We start from the raw sequence: 15,306 nt of genomic DNA, 5'->3' as shown, positions 1-15,306 counted from the left end.
GTAATGTTAGCAGTCGCTTTTTCCGCTCATTCTGACTCAGGCTGAAAGGCCTGACGCTTTATTATGCAGCGTTGGACAAAACTGGCACATCTCCAGTAATATCGCGACATAGTCTCGGGCTTCTTTCTTTAAATCAAAAGATTGGGGCGAGAAAAGCCAATTCTCCATCACACCGGAAATATAGGCACGCATCAGTACTGCCGTCCGGCGGGTGAGTAAGCTCTCAGGAAGCAATTTGGCTTTAATGCACTCATTAAGTGTATGCTCGATGCGGTCGTAACTCTCCAGGCACAAATTACGCTGCGCCTCTTGCAAGACCGTCATTTCGCCAACAAACTCACACTTGTGAAAAATGATTTCCATCATGAGTCGGCGACGCTCTTCGACTACGGTTGCTTCAAGGATATAGACCAAAATTTCCCTTAAAACTGACAGTGGATCGTCAGGGAATTTTGCCCGATACTCAGTTTCGATATCGCTGATGCTGGATTCTGACAGCGCCCAGATTTCACTGAATAAATCCGACTTATTTTTGAAGTGCCAGTAAATCGCACCACGGGTTACCCCCGCTGCCTGTGCAATATCTGCCAGTGAGGTCGCTGATACGCCCTGCCGGGAGAACAAACGCAAGGCCACATCAAGGATGTGCTGGCGTGTCTCTTGTGCCTGCTGTTTGGTTTTTCGTGCCATATGTTGGTGAATTGACAGGAGTCAGATTTACATACATTTATGAATGTTTGTACCATAGCATGACGATAATATAAACGCAGCAATGGGTTTGGGACATTTGATCCATTGATCAATTTGAAATCGGACACTCGAGGTTTACATATGAACAAAAACAGAGGGTTAACGCCTCTGGCGGTCGTTCTGATGCTTTCAGGCAGCTTAGCGCTTACAGGATGTGATGAAAAACCCGCTCAGCAGGGTGCTGCGGGTCAGGCGCCAGAAGTCGGCGTCGTCACGCTAAAAACAGAACCTCTGCAGATCACAACCGAACTTCCAGGTAGAACCAGCGCGTTTCGCGTTGCGGAAGTCCGTCCTCAGGTCAGTGGCATTATTTTAAAACGCAACTTCACAGAAGGTAGTGATGTAGAAGCGGGTGTCTCGCTTTATCAGATTGATCCGGCCACTTATCAGGCTTCTTATGAAAGCGCGAAAGGCGATCTGGCAAAAGCGCAGGCTGCGGCAAATATCGCACGCATGACCGCTGCCCGTTATCAGAAATTGTTGGGTACCAAGTACATAAGCCAACAAGATTATGATACCGCTCAGGCTGACGCACAGCAGGCCGATGCGGCTGTCGTTGCGGCAAAAGCCGCGGTTGAAACCGCGCGTATCAACCTTGCTTACACCAAAGTCACCTCTCCTATCAGCGGCCGTATTGGTAAATCGTCCGTGACCGAAGGTGCGCTGGTGCAGACCGGGCAGACAACCGCGCTGGCAACCGTTCAGCAACTCGACCCGATCTACGTTGATGTTACACAGTCGAGCAATGACTACCTGCGGCTGAAACAGGAACTGGCGAACGGCACGCTGAAACAGGAAAACGGTAAAGCGAAAGTCGAGCTGGTGACCAACGACGGCACGAAATACCCGCAGAGCGGTACACTGGAGTTTTCTGACGTCACTGTTGATCAAACCACCGGTTCTATTACCCTGCGCGCCATTTTCCCGAACCCGGATATGACGCTGCTGCCAGGTCTGTTCGTACGCGCGAAACTCGAAGAAGGCACTAATCCTAATGCACTGCTGGTTCCACAGCAGGGTGTGACCCGTACTCCGCGTGGTGATGCTACCGCGATGGTCGTAGGTGAAGGCGATAAAGTCGAAATCCGTAAACTCACCGCGACTCAGGCCATTGGCGATAAATGGCTGGTGACAGATGGCCTGAAAGCAGGCGATCGCGTGATTGTGACAGGCCTTCAAAAAGTAAGACCCGGTGCGCAGGTAAAAGCACAGGAAGTGACCGCTGAGAATAAAGAGCAAGCCCAGGCCGGCGCGCAGTCACAGCCGTCTAAGTCTTAACTTAAACAGGAGCCGTTAAGACATGCCAAATTTCTTTATTGATCGCCCCATATTTGCCTGGGTGATCGCCATAATCATCATGCTTGCGGGGGGACTGGCGATCCTGAAGCTGCCTGTCGCGCAATATCCAACGATTGCGCCACCGGCAATTCAGATCAGTGCGTCCTACCCAGGTGCTGATGCAAAAACGGTGCAGGATACCGTTACGCAGGTTATCGAACAGAACATGAACGGTATCGATGGCCTGCTGTATATGTCCTCCACCAGTGACTCCTCTGGTACGGTACAGATCACCATCACCTTTGACTCTGGTACCGACGCGGATATCGCCCAGGTACAGGTGCAGAACAAACTGCAACTGGCAATGCCATTACTGCCGCAGGAAGTTCAGCAGCAGGGTGTGAGCGTTGAGAAGTCGTCCAGTAGCTTCCTGATGGTTCTCGGTATGATCAGTACCGATGGTTCCATGACGCAGGAAGATATTGCCGACTACGTGGGCGCCACCGTGAAAGACCCGGTCAGCCGTACCAAAGGTGTGGGTGACGTACAACTGTTCGGTGCGCAATATGCAATGCGTATCTGGATGGACCCGAACAAACTGAATAACTTCCAGTTGACTCCTGTTGATGTCATTACGGCTATTAAAGCGCAGAACGCCCAGGTCGCAGCAGGTCAGTTAGGTGGGACGCCGCCTGTGAAAGGCCAGCAGTTGAACGCCTCTATCATCGCGCAAACACGTCTGACCTCCACGGAAGAGTTCGGTAAGATCCTGCTGAAAGTTAACCAGGATGGTTCGCAGGTTCGTCTGCGTGACGTGGCAAGAATTGAGCTGGGCGGCGAAAACTACGACGTTATCGCCCGCTATAACGGTCAACCCGCATCCGGTCTTGGTATTAAGCTGGCAACCGGCGCGAACGCGCTGGATACCGCAAACGCGGTGCGCGCCACTATCGCCAAACTGGAGCCGTTCTTCCCGCACGGGCTGAAAGTGGTTTATCCGTACGATACCACCCCATTCGTTAAGATCTCGATTAACGAAGTGGTGAAAACGCTGGTTGAAGCGATCGTACTGGTATTCCTGGTTATGTACCTGTTCCTGCAGAACTTCCGCGCAACGCTGATTCCAACTATCGCGGTGCCAGTCGTCCTCTTGGGTACCTTCGCCATACTGTCAGCATTTGGTTACTCGATAAACACCCTCACCATGTTTGGTATGGTGCTGGCGATAGGCTTGCTGGTGGATGACGCCATCGTCGTCGTAGAGAACGTTGAGCGTGTCATGTCCGAAGAGGGCTTGCCGCCAAAAGAAGCCACGCGTAAGTCCATGGGCCAGATTCAGGGCGCGCTGGTCGGTATCGCGATGGTTCTGTCGGCGGTATTTATCCCGATGGCCTTCTTCGGTGGTTCTACCGGTGCGATTTACCGTCAGTTCTCTATCACCATTGTTTCAGCAATGGCGCTCTCTGTGCTGGTAGCGTTAATCCTGACGCCAGCGCTCTGTGCGACCATGCTAAAACCGATTGCCAAAGGCGATCACGGTGAAGGCAAGAAAGGTTTCTTTGGCTGGTTTAACCGCGTATTTGATAAGAGCACGCACCACTATACCGACAGCGTAGGTAACATTCTGCGCAGTACGGGGCGTTACCTGCTGCTCTATGTTCTTATCGTGGTTGGCATGGCCATCCTGTTCGTTCGTCTGCCAAGTTCGTTCCTGCCAGATGAAGACCAGGGTGTGTTCCTGACTATGGCGCAGCTTCCGGCGGGCGCGACGCAAGAGCGTACGCAGAAAGTGCTGGATGAAGTGTCGAAATACTACCTGGAAAACGAAAAAGATAACGTGAACTCTGTGTTTACCGTTAACGGCTTCGGCTTCTCCGGGCGTGGTCAGAACACCGGTCTGGCGTTCGTGTCGCTGAAAAACTGGGATGAACGTCCGGGTGAGAAGAACAAAGTACCGGCGATTGCAGGTCGTGCAAGTGCGCACTTCTCGCAAATTAAAGATGCGATGGTCTTCGCCTTTAACCTGCCAGCGATCGTTGAACTGGGTACGGCGACCGGCTTTGACTTCCAGCTGATTGACCAGGCGAACCTGGGGCATGACAAGCTGATGCAGGCGCGTAACCAGTTGTTCGGCGAGATTGCACAGCATCCGGATCTGCTGGTGGGTGTGCGTCCGAACGGCCTGGAAGATACGCCGCAGTTCAAAATCAATATCGACCAGGAAAAAGCACAGGCGTTGGGTGTCTCCTTAAGTGACATCAATACCACGCTTGGCGCGGCATGGGGCGGCAGCTACGTCAACGACTTCATCGACCGTGGTCGCGTGAAGAAAGTGTACGTTATGTCTGACGCGAAATACCGTATGCTGCCGAGCGATATCGGTAACTGGTATGTCCGTGGGACAAGCGGCTCGATGGTGCCTTTCTCTGCCTTTGCGACGTCGCACTGGGAGTACGGCTCTCCGCGTCTGGAACGCTATAACGGTTTGCCATCCATGGAAATCCTCGGCCAGGCTGCTCCGGGTAAAAGTACCGGTGAAGCAATGGCGATGATGGAACAACTGGCCGGTAAACTGCCGACGGGTATTGGCTATGACTGGACAGGTATGTCTTATCAGGAACGCTTGTCAGGTAACCAGGCGCCTGCGCTGTACGCCATTTCCTTGATCGTGGTGTTCCTGTGTCTGGCGGCCCTGTACGAGAGCTGGTCAATTCCGTTCTCCGTTATGCTGGTAGTTCCGCTCGGGGTTGTTGGTGCGCTGCTGGCCGCGACCTTACGCGGTCTGACTAACGACGTTTACTTCCAGGTGGGCCTGCTGACAACCATTGGCTTGTCGGCGAAGAACGCGATACTTATCGTCGAATTCGCCAAAGATCTGATGGATAAAGAGGGCAAAGGGCTTATTGAAGCAACCCTGGAAGCGGTACGTATGCGTCTGCGTCCAATCCTGATGACCTCGCTGGCGTTTATCCTTGGGGTTCTACCGCTGGTTATCAGTACGGGTGCAGGCTCCGGTGCGCAGAACGCCGTAGGTACCGGTGTAATGGGCGGTATGATTACCGCGACGGTACTGGCAATATTCTTCGTTCCTGTGTTCTTTGTGGTGGTGCGCCGCCGCTTTAGCCGCAGAAGTGACGATGTTGAGCACAGCCATAAGGTTGAGCAACACTGATAGTCATGAATGAAAAAGGCCGCGAAAGCGGCCTTTTTCTTATTCGCTGTTCTGATCATTAAAAGTACGTATTGTCTCTTCGTTTATTTTGTGCAGTCGTAATAGCGTACAGAATTAATACTCCATTAGGAGAACACCTTATATCCTTAGGTAAAATTCTTAATTATCTGGTACAATCAGTTTAAGTAAGAATATTCCTGGTAATTAGTGATTCTGGAATATTTAAATAACCTTAAATATCCAGCACCATTGACTAACCTAATGAAGAGTAAGGAAAGTTTTGATTTCGATGTCGGAAATTCTCACATAAAACATGATAATAAACTGCGCGATCCCTCCATTTTCGGAGAGCAAAACGCGATAATTGTAATTTTTCGTAATAGCGCAATGAAATCTTTTTAAGACTGGCTTATAGTTAAATCAATGAGGAAAAGCAGCATATGCTGCTGGTCAGAACAGACGTTTCCACCCCGGAGCAGTGTTCAGTGAGTAAAAAAAGCGACTCAGAAGGGGATGTGTTATGGACGAATACTCGCCAAAAAGGCATGATATCGCGCAGCTTAAATTTCTCTGCGAAACGTTGTACCATGATTGTCTCCTGAATCTTGAAGAAAGCCATCATGGATGGGTTAACGATCCTACTTCGGCAATCAATTTGCAGTTAAATGAGTTGATTGAACATATAGCAACCTTCGCACTTAATTATAAAATTAAGTATAATGAAGATAATAAACTGATTGAGCAGATAGACGAATACCTTGATGATACGTTTATGCTGTTCAGTAGCTACGGTATCAACACACAAGACTTGCAGAAATGGCGTAAATCGGGAAACCGATTGTTCCGCTGTTTCGTCAATGTGAGCAAGGCTAACCCTGTTAGTCACTCCTGTTAAATATTTCAACCAGTAAAGGTAAAATCATGTCTGATAAGCCATTAACCAAAATTGATTATTTGATGCGATTACGACGTTGTCAGACAATTGACACGCTCGAACGCGTTATTGAAAAAAATAAATACGAACTGCCTGACCATGAACTGACGGTGTTTTATTCAGCAGCCGATCATCGTCTGGCTGAGCTAACCATGAATAAACTGTATGACAAAATTCCTCCTTCTGTGTGGAAATTCGTACGCTAAGTCTTCCCGACGTTTATTTACGGTTTTAATTTTTTATCCAGCGGCATTAGCAGGCGCACGTTATCTTCATGAGCGAAGAAAAAGTTAAAATGATTTCCGGCTTACCGTATCGACCTGCGGACGATACGCTGCGAGCTGACCGCATGCATGCCAGAGCGCTGCTTCATCGTTATAACCATTCGGCCCCTGACGAAAAAGCGGAACGCAGTGCGATTCTTGCTGCATTACTCGGCCAAAGTTCAGGTGTTTATATCGAACCAAACTTTCGCTGTGATTATGGCTACAATATTTTCCTGGGTAAGGATTTTTACGCCAATTTTGATTGTGTCATGTTGGATGTCTGCCCCATCCATATTGGCGACAATTGTATGTTAGCGCCAGGTGTACATATCTATACGGCAACACATCCGCTGGAGGCCAATGCGCGCAACAGCGGTCTCGAATACGGCAAACCGGTTCGCATTGGCAATAACGTCTGGATTGGTGGACGTGCGGTAATCAATCCAGGCGTGACCATTGGCGATAATGCGGTTATCGCCTCCGGTGCGGTGGTGGTAAAAGACGTTCCGCCGAATGTGGTGGTCGGTGGCAACCCCGCCCGAGTTATTAAAGCCATTCCGGGTGAAGCAATTTAACTGTTATCTTTTTTTGTCGATAAACTGTTACTTTTTTCACACAAAATGGCAACCTAAAATACGCTCTAATCGGTATATCCCCAAAGACGAAGGCGTGAGATGACAGAGATCCAGCGGCTGCTCAGCGAAACAATCGACGACATTAACCAGCGCGAAAAGCGAGACAACCGTCCGCGCTTTAGCATCAGCTTTATTCGCAAACATCCGGGCCTGTTTGTCGGCATGTATATAGCCTGGCTGGCCACGCTTGCCGTTATGTTGCAATCAGAAACACTGGTGGACTCCGTGTGGCTGCTGGTGGTGCTATTCGTCTTATTGAATGGCTTCTTTTTCTTTGATGTCTATCCGCGCTATCGCTACGAAGATATCGATGTGCTCGATTTTCGCGTCTGTTATAACGGCGAATGGTACAACACGCGTTATGTGCCGCAAGAGCTTATCAGCGCCATCCTTACTTCGCCTGCGGTCGATACTACGCGTAAAACACAGCTCCAGCAGATGTTATCCCGCAAGGGGGAACTCTCTTTCTACGACGTATTTACCCTTACCCGCCCCGAGACTGCGTAATCAGCCGCGCCAGCGTACGAACACCGCCGGGAAACAGGCTGGCAGAGGTATTACCGTAGCCGAGAACCAGCCCATTTGATGCTGGTGATGGCTGTAAATAAAAACGGCTTAATGCATGAGGCGCAAGACCAAACCCGCGCGCCTCACGCACAACATTCAGGTCATTCATTCCCGGTACTGAAAGCGTCAAATGGAGCCCGCCCTCGCCTCCCAACACCCGATGTTCCAGATCAAGACCGTTCTGTAATGCCTCACGCAGTTGTGCCTGTCGTTTACGGTACAATCGGCGCATCGCCGCCAGATGGCGCGCGTAGTGACCATCCTCAATAAAATGCGCCAGAGCCAGTTGCTCGCTACGATGCCCACCGCGCAACAGACTATTGATAACCGGTGCCGCCGCGTTCGCCAACGCAGGCGGCATCACCATAAAACCAATACGTAACGATGGAAACAGCGTCTTGCTGAATGTTCCCAGATAGACCACCGGTGGATTGGGGATCATTCCCAGCATGGCAGGTACCGGATCGCCGTGATAGCGAAACTCACTGTCATAATCATCTTCGATGATCCAACTTCCGGTCCGCGCGGCCGCCTCCAGCAACTGCAAACGACGGGCAGCACTCATCACATAGCCCAGCGGATATTGATGTGACGGCGAAGTATAGATAATGCGCGGCGGCGTTATCGTCTCCACCAGCGTCATTCCTTCTTCATCCACCGGGATCCCTTTCACTTGCAACCCGGCTGCCAGAAAAGCGCTTTTTGCACCGTTATAGCCCGGCTCTTCTACCCAGGCACTGTTTCCCGGATCGCAGAGAAGATGAACACATAACATCAGCGCATCCTGGGCGCCTTCGGTAATTACAATCTGCTCGACGTCACAATGAATGCCTCTGGCCAGCGCGAGATGTCGGGCGATAGCCGCGCGCAGTCGCCGCTCTCCGCCAGACTCGCCATAACCCAGCAGCGCACTGCCCTCGTCACGCCAGACGCGCTCACTCAGCCTTCGCCAGATTGCCGTGGGGAAATAGTTCACCGCCGGTAGACCGGGGGAGAAAGCAAGTGCGGGGGAATTTCGCCTCACCCCTTGCGGCAGGGTCCGGACCCGTTGTGCGAGGGATATCACAGGCGTGTTACGTACAACAGGCGCACTGGCCAACATCAATACCCGTGTTCCCTGCCGTTCACGCTGAACGAAGCCCTCGATAGCGAGTTGTTCGAGCGCGGCGTTTACCGTATTTCGGGAAACGGCGAGTGTTTTTGCCAGCACGCGTGAGCCCGGTAGCAGCGAATGCGCTTTTAACGTTCCACCACGGATAGCATCCCGCAGTGCCATATATAGCGCCCGCTGCCGCGTTAATCCGGCACGTTCAGCCAGCGCCGGGCGCAGCAGTGCCTGTAAAGCGTCATCGGGAATATTCATCGCGCCGCTCCTTAGTGGACCCATGAAAATATAGTTTGATGGCACTTCTTATGGAACCAGTGAAATTCTACGCTAGGTGAATCGCAAAGAGGAGCCACTATGAGCCAACTGAATCAATACGGACAACCCGTGGGCGATGCCCTTCCCGACTGGCAGCCCCGCCCTTTTCCTGAACGCGTGACGCTTGAAGGCCAGTACTGCCGCCTGGAGCCGCTGAGAGTCGAACACGCGCCGGCACTGTTTGCCGCCCATCGTCTGGCCGGAGATGACCGAAGCTGGACCTGGCTGCTGCGTGAACCGGAAACCGATCCCGACGCCTTCACCGCATGGGTAACAAGCGTCTGTGAATTAAAGGACCCTATTCATTTCACGGTTATCGATAACCGCACGCAGTCGCCTGTCGGTACACTTTCGCTCATGCGTATTGACGCCGCCAATGGCGTTATTGAGGTGGGCAGTGTGCATTTCTCTCCTCTGCTTATGCGCACCCGCGCCTCTACGGAAGCGCAGTGGCTACTGATGCGATATGCCCTGGAGACGCTGGGGTATCGCCGCTACGAATGGAAATGTAATAGCCTGAACGAACCGTCCCGTCGTGCCGCACTTCGGTTGGGCTTTCAGTATGAAGGGCGATTTCGCCAGGCGCTGGTTCAGAAAGGACACAATCGGGATACCGACTGGTTTTCTGTTATTGATAGCGAATGGCCACGCCTGGATAAGGCGTTTCGACAGTGGCTTGCCGCCGGAAATTTCACTGCCGACGGCAAACAGTTGCAATCCCTTGAGAGCCTGCGCGATTAACGCTTTTTCTTTCTTCCCTGCACAGCTTTAAAACGCGGATTGGATTTGCAAATCACATACAAACGCCCCTTGCGCTTGACTATCTGGCAGTCAGGGTGGCGTTGTTTCGCACTGCGTAACGAGTTCAGTACCTGCATGCGTTAGCCTCTTTTTGTGCCAATAAAACGCCCATAGCGCTGCTGGAAACGCGCCGCGCTTCCCTCATTACCCACCACTTTCTGTTTACCGGTGTAATACGGATGGGAAACAGAAGAGACGTCAATAGTCACGTAAGGGTATGTCACCCCTTCCAGTTCAATCTCGCGATCGGTTTTGATCGTTGAACCGACTTTAAAATATTCGTTCGCGCTGGTGTCATGAAACACCACCGTGCGGTAGTGCGGATGGATATCAGGTTTCATTTTGCTCTCACATGTATTGTTATAACATAACAAAAGTCTAGCGAAATTCTTTTCCCTAAGCAACTCCTGCGCTAAATGCATTTTTCGCAAAAGCAACGAACCCTGCACGGTCATAAATTAGAAAAGAATGTTATTGGTTGATTTTTTTGCCTTAAGGCAAGCTGAATCTAAATCACTTGTGAGGAAAGCATCATGATGCGCTGCTGTTGTGCCCAACCCCGGACTCTAAAAATGATCACCTGCGAACGACTATTCGGAGAACACAATGAACGCGACAACATTACCCATCCTCGATCTGGCCCGTTACTTCAACCCCGCTGAACGTGATGCCTTTCTCGATCAGCTGCGCACCAGCGCACGCGACATCGGCTTTTTTTATCTTATTAATCACGGTGTGAATGACGAGCTGCAGCGCGCCGTTCAACACGAAGCCCGCCGCTTTTTTGCCCTCAGCGATGAGCAAAAACAGCAGGTGGCGATGATTCACTCCCCCCATTTTCGCGGCTACAACCGCGCGGCATCGGAAATCACCCGTGGTAAACCAGACTGGCGAGAACAGTTCGATATCGGCGCGGAACGCCCGGAACTGCTGTTGAGCGACAGCGACCCGCGCTGGCGGCGCTTGCAGGGGCCGAACCTGTGGCCAGCGGAGCAACCAGAGCTGAAAACCACGCTGCTCGACTGGCAAAAGTCGATGACCGAGATGGCCATTGTGCTGCTGCGTGCCTTTGCCGAAGCGCTACGCCTGCCTGCTAATGCCTTCGACGCACTGTATGGCGACAAACCCAATGAACATATCAAGCTGATTCGCTATCCCGGTCAGGATAACACCCAGAGTAATCAGGGTGTCGGCGCACACAAAGATTCCGGGTTTCTGAGTTTCCTGCTCCAGGACGAGCAAAAAGGATTGCAGGTCGAAGTCTCCCCCGATCACTGGATCGATGCCGTACCGCTGCCGGGTAGTTTTGTGGTCAATATCGGTGAGCTGCTGGAGCTGGCGACCAATGGCTATTTACGCGCCACGGTCCACCGTGTGGTATCGCCGCCCGCCGGACAAGATCGCCTGTCGATTGCCTTTTTCCTTGGCGCACAACTGGACGCCGTGGTTCCCGTTTACGCCCTGCCGGAAGCGCTGGCGCGTGAGGCGCAAGGGCCGGAAAGCGATCCACAAAACCCACTTTTACGCGATGTCGGCTGGAACTACCTGAAAGGGCGTTTACGTTCGCACCCGGATGTCGCCGAACGTTATTACCGCGATGTACTGCGTGAGCGCAGTGAACAATTGATCGTATAAACCATAACAACACAGGAAAAACACCATGAAATATGCCGCTTTTAAACTGGCAGGGGTAGCGTTGTCTCTTTCTCTGGCATGGGGTACTGCACAGGCAGAAGCACTGCGTATCGCAGCGGACCCGGTTCCACACGCGGAGATCCTGAACTATGTCAAAAAACTGGATCCGAAACTGGATATCAAAATCGTTGAACTGACCAGTGGCGCAAATGCCAATGAATTGCTGGCGAGTGGTGATGTGGATGCCAACTATTTCCAGCATGTGCCTTACCTGAAAAGCCAGGAAAAAGCGCTGGGTAAAACCTTTGCCGTCGCCGCCACGGTACATATCGAACCACTGGGCATCTATTCGCACAAATACAAAGATTTTAAATCGGTACCGGATGGCGCCACCGTCGCGGTCCCGAACAATGTCACTAACCTGAGCCGTGCACTGTTCCTGCTGCAAAGCCAGGGGTTAATCAAACTGGATGCGAAATTTACCGATCCGGCAAGCACGCTGGCCACACCAAAAGATATCGTTGAGAACCCGAAACACTTAAAGATCCTCGAAGTGGAATCCCCACAGATCCCGCGCTCGCTGGATGATGTCGCCCTGGCGGTGATCAACGGCAACTACGCGCTGGAAGCAGGTTTATCGCCCGCCAAAGATGCGCTGGGACTGGAGAGTGCGGAGCATAACCCGTATGCCAATATTCTGGTAACCAACCCGTCGCTGGCAAACGACCCACGCATCAAAGAACTGGCCAAAGATCTCACCTCTCCTCAAGTGGCAGAGTTCATTCGTAAAACCTACAACGGCTCGGTGATCCCGGTTGCCCCGCAGTCATGATTGATATTGAAGGGCTGAGTAAAACCTATGCCGGAACAGGCCGACCGGCGCTGAACAACGTGTCGCTGCATGTCCCCAGAGGGGCGATTTACGGCATCCTGGGCCGCAGCGGCGCGGGGAAAAGCACCTTAATCCGTTGCCTGAATCTGCTGGAGCGGCCCACTTCGGGCCGCATCATCATCAACGGCAGCGACATTACGCAGTTGGATAAAGCCGGTTTGCGCGAGCATCGGCTGCGCACCGGGATGATTTTCCAGCATTTCAATTTGCTACACGCGCGTACGGTGGCGGATAACGTCGCCGTTCCGCTGGAAATCGCTGGCGTGCCGAAACCGCTGCGCCATGCACGTGTGGAAGAGCTACTGCATCTGGTGGGCCTGAGCGATAAAGCCGATGCTTTTCCTTCGCAACTTTCCGGTGGGCAAAAGCAGCGTGTCGGTATCGCCCGGGCGCTGGCGGCAAGGCCGGATGTGCTGTTGTGCGATGAAGCCACCAGCGCGCTGGATCCGGAAACCACCGCGTCTGTCCTGGCGCTGCTGGCAGACATCAACCAGAAGCTGAATTTGACCATCGTGCTGATCACCCATGAACTGGATGTCGTAAAAACTCTGTGCGATCACGCGGCATTGCTGGAAAACGGCGAAGTACGGGAGAGCGGCAAAATCGCCGATCTGCTGGTTGCGCCCTGGTCCAAACTGCGCCATGCGCTATTGCACGATCCACAGGCTGAGCAGGATTTCCTTGCCCGCCACGGTTTTAACGGGAGGCCTTTATGCGGGGTAGCATGAGTTGGGAAGACCTCTGGCCGCTGCTGCTCAACGGCACGCTGGAGACGTTATACATGGTTGCTTTGGCGTCGCTGTTTACCGTGCTGATCGGCCTGCCGCTGGGCGTTATTCTGTTTCTTTCGCGCCGTGATGGCCTGTTCCCCTTACCACGTGTCAATGCGCTGCTGGGGGCCGTCGTCAATTTCGGGCGTTCGCTGCCATTTATCGTGTTGTTGATAGCGCTTATCCCCTTCACGCGCCTGCTGATCGGTACCACTCTTGGCAGCACCGCCGCGATAGTGCCTATCACCATTGGCGCGTTTCCCTTCTTTGCACGGCTGACGGAAAGCGCGCTGGATGAGGTGGATTACGGACGCATCGAAGCCATTTTGTCGATGGGGGGTAACGTCTGGCATGTGATTGCGAAAGCCCTGTTGCCTGAAGCGCTGCCAACGCTGCTCGCGGGCATTACGCTCACCGTTGTGATGCTGATTGGCTTCTCATCTATGGCGGGCGTTATTGGCGGCGGTGGACTGGGCGATCTCGCTATTCGTTATGGCTATCAGCGCTTTAACGATCAGGTGATGGTGGGTACCGTGGTGATTTTACTGGCAATGGTACAGGGGGTGCAGATGGCAGGCGATCGCCTGGTGCGCCGTCTGGCGCACCGACGGTAAGTTATTCCACCGCGTCGTTGCCGACCAGTACAGTGGTCAGCAGGAAGGAGAGCACCAGCGCCATCGCCACCCCGGAGAGCGCAAAGACGAAGTACGGGCCGATATACGCCGGCAGGCTAAAAATGCTCGATAAAATATAGCCATACAACCGCACGCCAAAGAAGGCGATAAACGCAGAGGCCAGGGAACTGGCCACCGTGGCGGCAATAAACGCCTTTTTGTAACGCGTCAGGACACCAAAGAGTGCGGGTTCCGTAATCCCCAACAGCGCGGAGATCGCCGCCGACAGGGTCACCGTTCTCTCCTGACGGTTTTTACTTATTCGCCAGATGGCGAACGTCGAACCGGCAATCGCCATATTCGCCATAAACATCATCGGCATCAGCATGTCATAGCCATGCTCACTAAAATTTTGCAAGGCGATGGGCGTCATGGCGTGATGCATGCCGGTGAGAATGGCTACCGGGCGAATGGCCCCCACGACCAGCCCGGCAAAACTGGCTGAAATACCGAAAAGTCCCTGAATAAAGAAAGCCAGCGCTTTCCCCAACCAGATCCCAATCGGCCCGATAATCACCAGCGCCGCCAGCGCCCCCAGGAACAAAGTCAGCGTAGGCGTGAAGACCGTTTTTAATACGTCCGGCATTATCCTGTCCACCCAGCGGTGGATATAGCTCAGTGCCAGAATAGAGAAAATGACCGGAATTACGCTTGAGGCGTAGTTAAACACTGAAACCGGTAGCGCGTTGAGTAGCCAGAAGGCACTCACCGCCCCTTCCTGATGCGCCGCCAGGGCTTTTGCGGCATCGATCAGCGACGGATACATTAGACAGGCTGCGACTGCCGCTGCCAGGTACTCATTGGTCTTGAAAATTTTTGCCGCCGAGACCGCCAGGAAAAACGGCAGGAAATAAAAGACACCGCTGGCGATCAAATCAATCACCACCACGGTGTCGCTTTTCGCCGACACCACTTTCAGGGCTATCAGCCCGGCCAGCAGGCCTTTAATCATCCCCGCACCGGCAATCGCAGGCACGATAGGGCCAAAAACGCCGGATACCGTATCCATAAACATCGAGACCAAGCTTTTACGCCCTTTGATATGCGTCTCGCCTTGCGGGGCTTTTCCCAGCACCGTCAGCATTTGCTCATACCAGCTATTGACCTTCGGCCCGATAACAATCTGGAACTGGTCGCTTTGCAGTTGTGCACCCAGAACCCCCGGCAATGCCTTGATGGCGCCTTGATCAACTTTATTATCATCAACCAGATCAAAGCGTAAGCGTGTCATGCAGTGCCATACATTGTTGATATTATCCTGCCCACCGACCAGACGGATAATATTGTTGATGGCTTCTTGCGTCCCCATAAATGCTCCTGCAGGAATATTGTCGTTTTAATATCTGTATCCAAGGGTAGAGAAAGAGAGAAAACTAAACAAACCAATAAAACATGATGAGCATCACAAATTGCCACCACATAACACTTAAAAAGACATAAAAATCAAAATTGGTACGGTTTTCAATTAAATTTAAAAGGAATAACTGACCAAAAAATTTATCAAAAAAA

16 protein-coding genes are annotated in these 15,306 nt (G+C 52.3%); 11 read left to right on the top strand and 5 right to left on the bottom strand.

What is annotated here, in order from left to right:
• Nucleotides 1-36 precede the first annotated feature (36 nt).
• Nucleotides 37-690: a multidrug efflux transporter transcriptional repressor AcrR gene (acrR, locus tag ABIB59_RS09530; protein ID WP_354035150.1), complete on the bottom strand. Its 654-nt coding sequence runs from the start codon at nt 688-690 to the stop codon at nt 37-39.
• 141 nt (nt 691-831) lie between these two features.
• Here acrR and acrA point away from each other — a divergent pair, with 141 nt between their 5' ends.
• The 6 genes from acrA to ABIB59_RS09500 all read left to right on the top strand — a co-directional run bounded on the left by acrA (nt 832) and on the right by ABIB59_RS09500 (nt 7,542).
• Nucleotides 832-2,028, top strand: a complete 1,197-nt coding sequence (acrA, locus tag ABIB59_RS09525) for a multidrug efflux RND transporter periplasmic adaptor subunit AcrA (protein WP_041852462.1) — start codon at nt 832-834, stop codon at nt 2,026-2,028.
• A gap of 22 nt (nt 2,029-2,050) precedes the next feature.
• On the top strand, nt 2,051-5,200 hold the full coding sequence (acrB, locus tag ABIB59_RS09520; protein WP_354035148.1) for a multidrug efflux RND transporter permease subunit AcrB: 3,150 nt from the start codon (nt 2,051-2,053) through the stop codon (nt 5,198-5,200).
• Nucleotides 5,201-5,720: 520 nt separating this feature from the next.
• Nucleotides 5,721-6,095: an Hha toxicity modulator TomB gene (gene tomB / locus ABIB59_RS09515; protein ID WP_041852464.1), complete on the top strand. Its 375-nt coding sequence runs from the start codon at nt 5,721-5,723 to the stop codon at nt 6,093-6,095.
• A 26-nt stretch (nt 6,096-6,121) separates the two neighbouring features.
• On the top strand, nt 6,122-6,340 hold the full coding sequence (gene hha / locus ABIB59_RS09510) for a hemolysin expression-modulating protein Hha (protein WP_041852465.1): 219 nt from the start codon (nt 6,122-6,124) through the stop codon (nt 6,338-6,340).
• Between the two features lie 68 nt (nt 6,341-6,408).
• A complete protein-coding gene (gene maa, locus ABIB59_RS09505; protein ID WP_041852466.1) occupies nt 6,409-6,975 on the top strand; it encodes a maltose O-acetyltransferase in 567 nt (188 codons plus the stop codon).
• 99 nt (nt 6,976-7,074) lie between these two features.
• Nucleotides 7,075-7,542, top strand: a complete 468-nt coding sequence (locus ABIB59_RS09500; protein ID WP_041852467.1) for a YlaC family protein — start codon at nt 7,075-7,077, stop codon at nt 7,540-7,542.
• On the opposite strand, the gene pdxR is transcribed toward ABIB59_RS09500, so the two are convergent.
• The gene (gene pdxR, locus ABIB59_RS09495) at nt 7,520-8,965 is read right to left on the bottom strand and encodes a MocR-like pyridoxine biosynthesis transcription factor PdxR (RefSeq protein ID WP_354035145.1); all 1,446 of its coding nucleotides are present in this window, start codon (nt 8,963-8,965) and stop codon (nt 7,520-7,522) included. The two genes, ABIB59_RS09500 and pdxR, sit on opposite strands and share 23 nt — an antisense overlap.
• 99 nt (nt 8,966-9,064) lie before the next feature.
• On the opposite strand from pdxR, the gene ABIB59_RS09490 reads away from it, so the two are divergent.
• Nucleotides 9,065-9,766 (top strand): GNAT family N-acetyltransferase, encoded by a 702-nt coding sequence (locus ABIB59_RS09490; RefSeq protein WP_041852469.1) that lies wholly within the window; start codon nt 9,065-9,067, stop codon nt 9,764-9,766.
• On the opposite strand, the gene ykgO is transcribed toward ABIB59_RS09490, so the two are convergent.
• Together ykgO and ABIB59_RS09480 are read right to left on the bottom strand one after the other, a co-directional pair.
• On the bottom strand, nt 9,763-9,903 hold the full coding sequence (gene ykgO / locus ABIB59_RS09485; RefSeq protein ID WP_006818844.1) for a type B 50S ribosomal protein L36: 141 nt from the start codon (nt 9,901-9,903) through the stop codon (nt 9,763-9,765). The genes ABIB59_RS09490 and ykgO overlap by 4 nt on opposite strands.
• Nucleotides 9,904-9,906: 3 nt before the next feature.
• Nucleotides 9,907-10,167, bottom strand: a complete 261-nt coding sequence (locus ABIB59_RS09480; protein ID WP_041852470.1) for a type B 50S ribosomal protein L31 — start codon at nt 10,165-10,167, stop codon at nt 9,907-9,909.
• A 265-nt stretch (nt 10,168-10,432) separates the two neighbouring features.
• Between ABIB59_RS09480 and ABIB59_RS09475 the strand changes: the two genes are divergently transcribed.
• The 4 genes from ABIB59_RS09475 to ABIB59_RS09460 are packed head-to-tail and all read left to right on the top strand — an operon-like array spanning nt 10,433 to nt 13,737.
• Entirely contained in the window at nt 10,433-11,461 is a 1,029-nt protein-coding gene (locus ABIB59_RS09475; RefSeq protein ID WP_071195819.1) for an isopenicillin N synthase family dioxygenase, read from the top strand.
• Nucleotides 11,462-11,486: 25 nt separating this feature from the next.
• Nucleotides 11,487-12,293 (top strand): MetQ/NlpA family ABC transporter substrate-binding protein, encoded by an 807-nt coding sequence (locus tag ABIB59_RS09470; protein WP_041852472.1) that lies wholly within the window; start codon nt 11,487-11,489, stop codon nt 12,291-12,293.
• On the top strand, nt 12,290-13,081 hold the full coding sequence (locus ABIB59_RS09465; protein ID WP_169039822.1) for a methionine ABC transporter ATP-binding protein: 792 nt from the start codon (nt 12,290-12,292) through the stop codon (nt 13,079-13,081). The genes ABIB59_RS09470 and ABIB59_RS09465 overlap by 4 nt, the downstream gene beginning before the upstream one ends.
• Nucleotides 13,078-13,737, top strand: a complete 660-nt coding sequence (locus ABIB59_RS09460; protein ID WP_162303311.1) for a methionine ABC transporter permease — start codon at nt 13,078-13,080, stop codon at nt 13,735-13,737. Before ABIB59_RS09465 ends, ABIB59_RS09460 begins: the two co-directional genes overlap by 4 nt.
• Before the next feature lies 1 nt (nt 13,738).
• Here the strand turns inward: ABIB59_RS09460 and ABIB59_RS09455 are convergent, their stop codons facing one another.
• Nucleotides 13,739-15,106 carry a PTS transporter subunit EIIC gene (locus tag ABIB59_RS09455; protein ID WP_041852474.1) on the bottom strand — a complete coding sequence of 456 codons (1,368 nt, stop codon included), beginning with the start codon at nt 15,104-15,106 and terminating at the stop codon, nt 13,739-13,741.
• Between the last annotated feature and the right edge of the window lie 200 nt (nt 15,107-15,306).

Origin of the sequence: Citrobacter sp. UYEF32 (genome assembly GCF_040546205.1) — a bacterium.
Taxonomy (GTDB): domain Bacteria; phylum Pseudomonadota; class Gammaproteobacteria; order Enterobacterales; family Enterobacteriaceae; genus Phytobacter; species Phytobacter diazotrophicus.
This window is presented reverse-complemented; position numbering and strand designations above follow the sequence as displayed.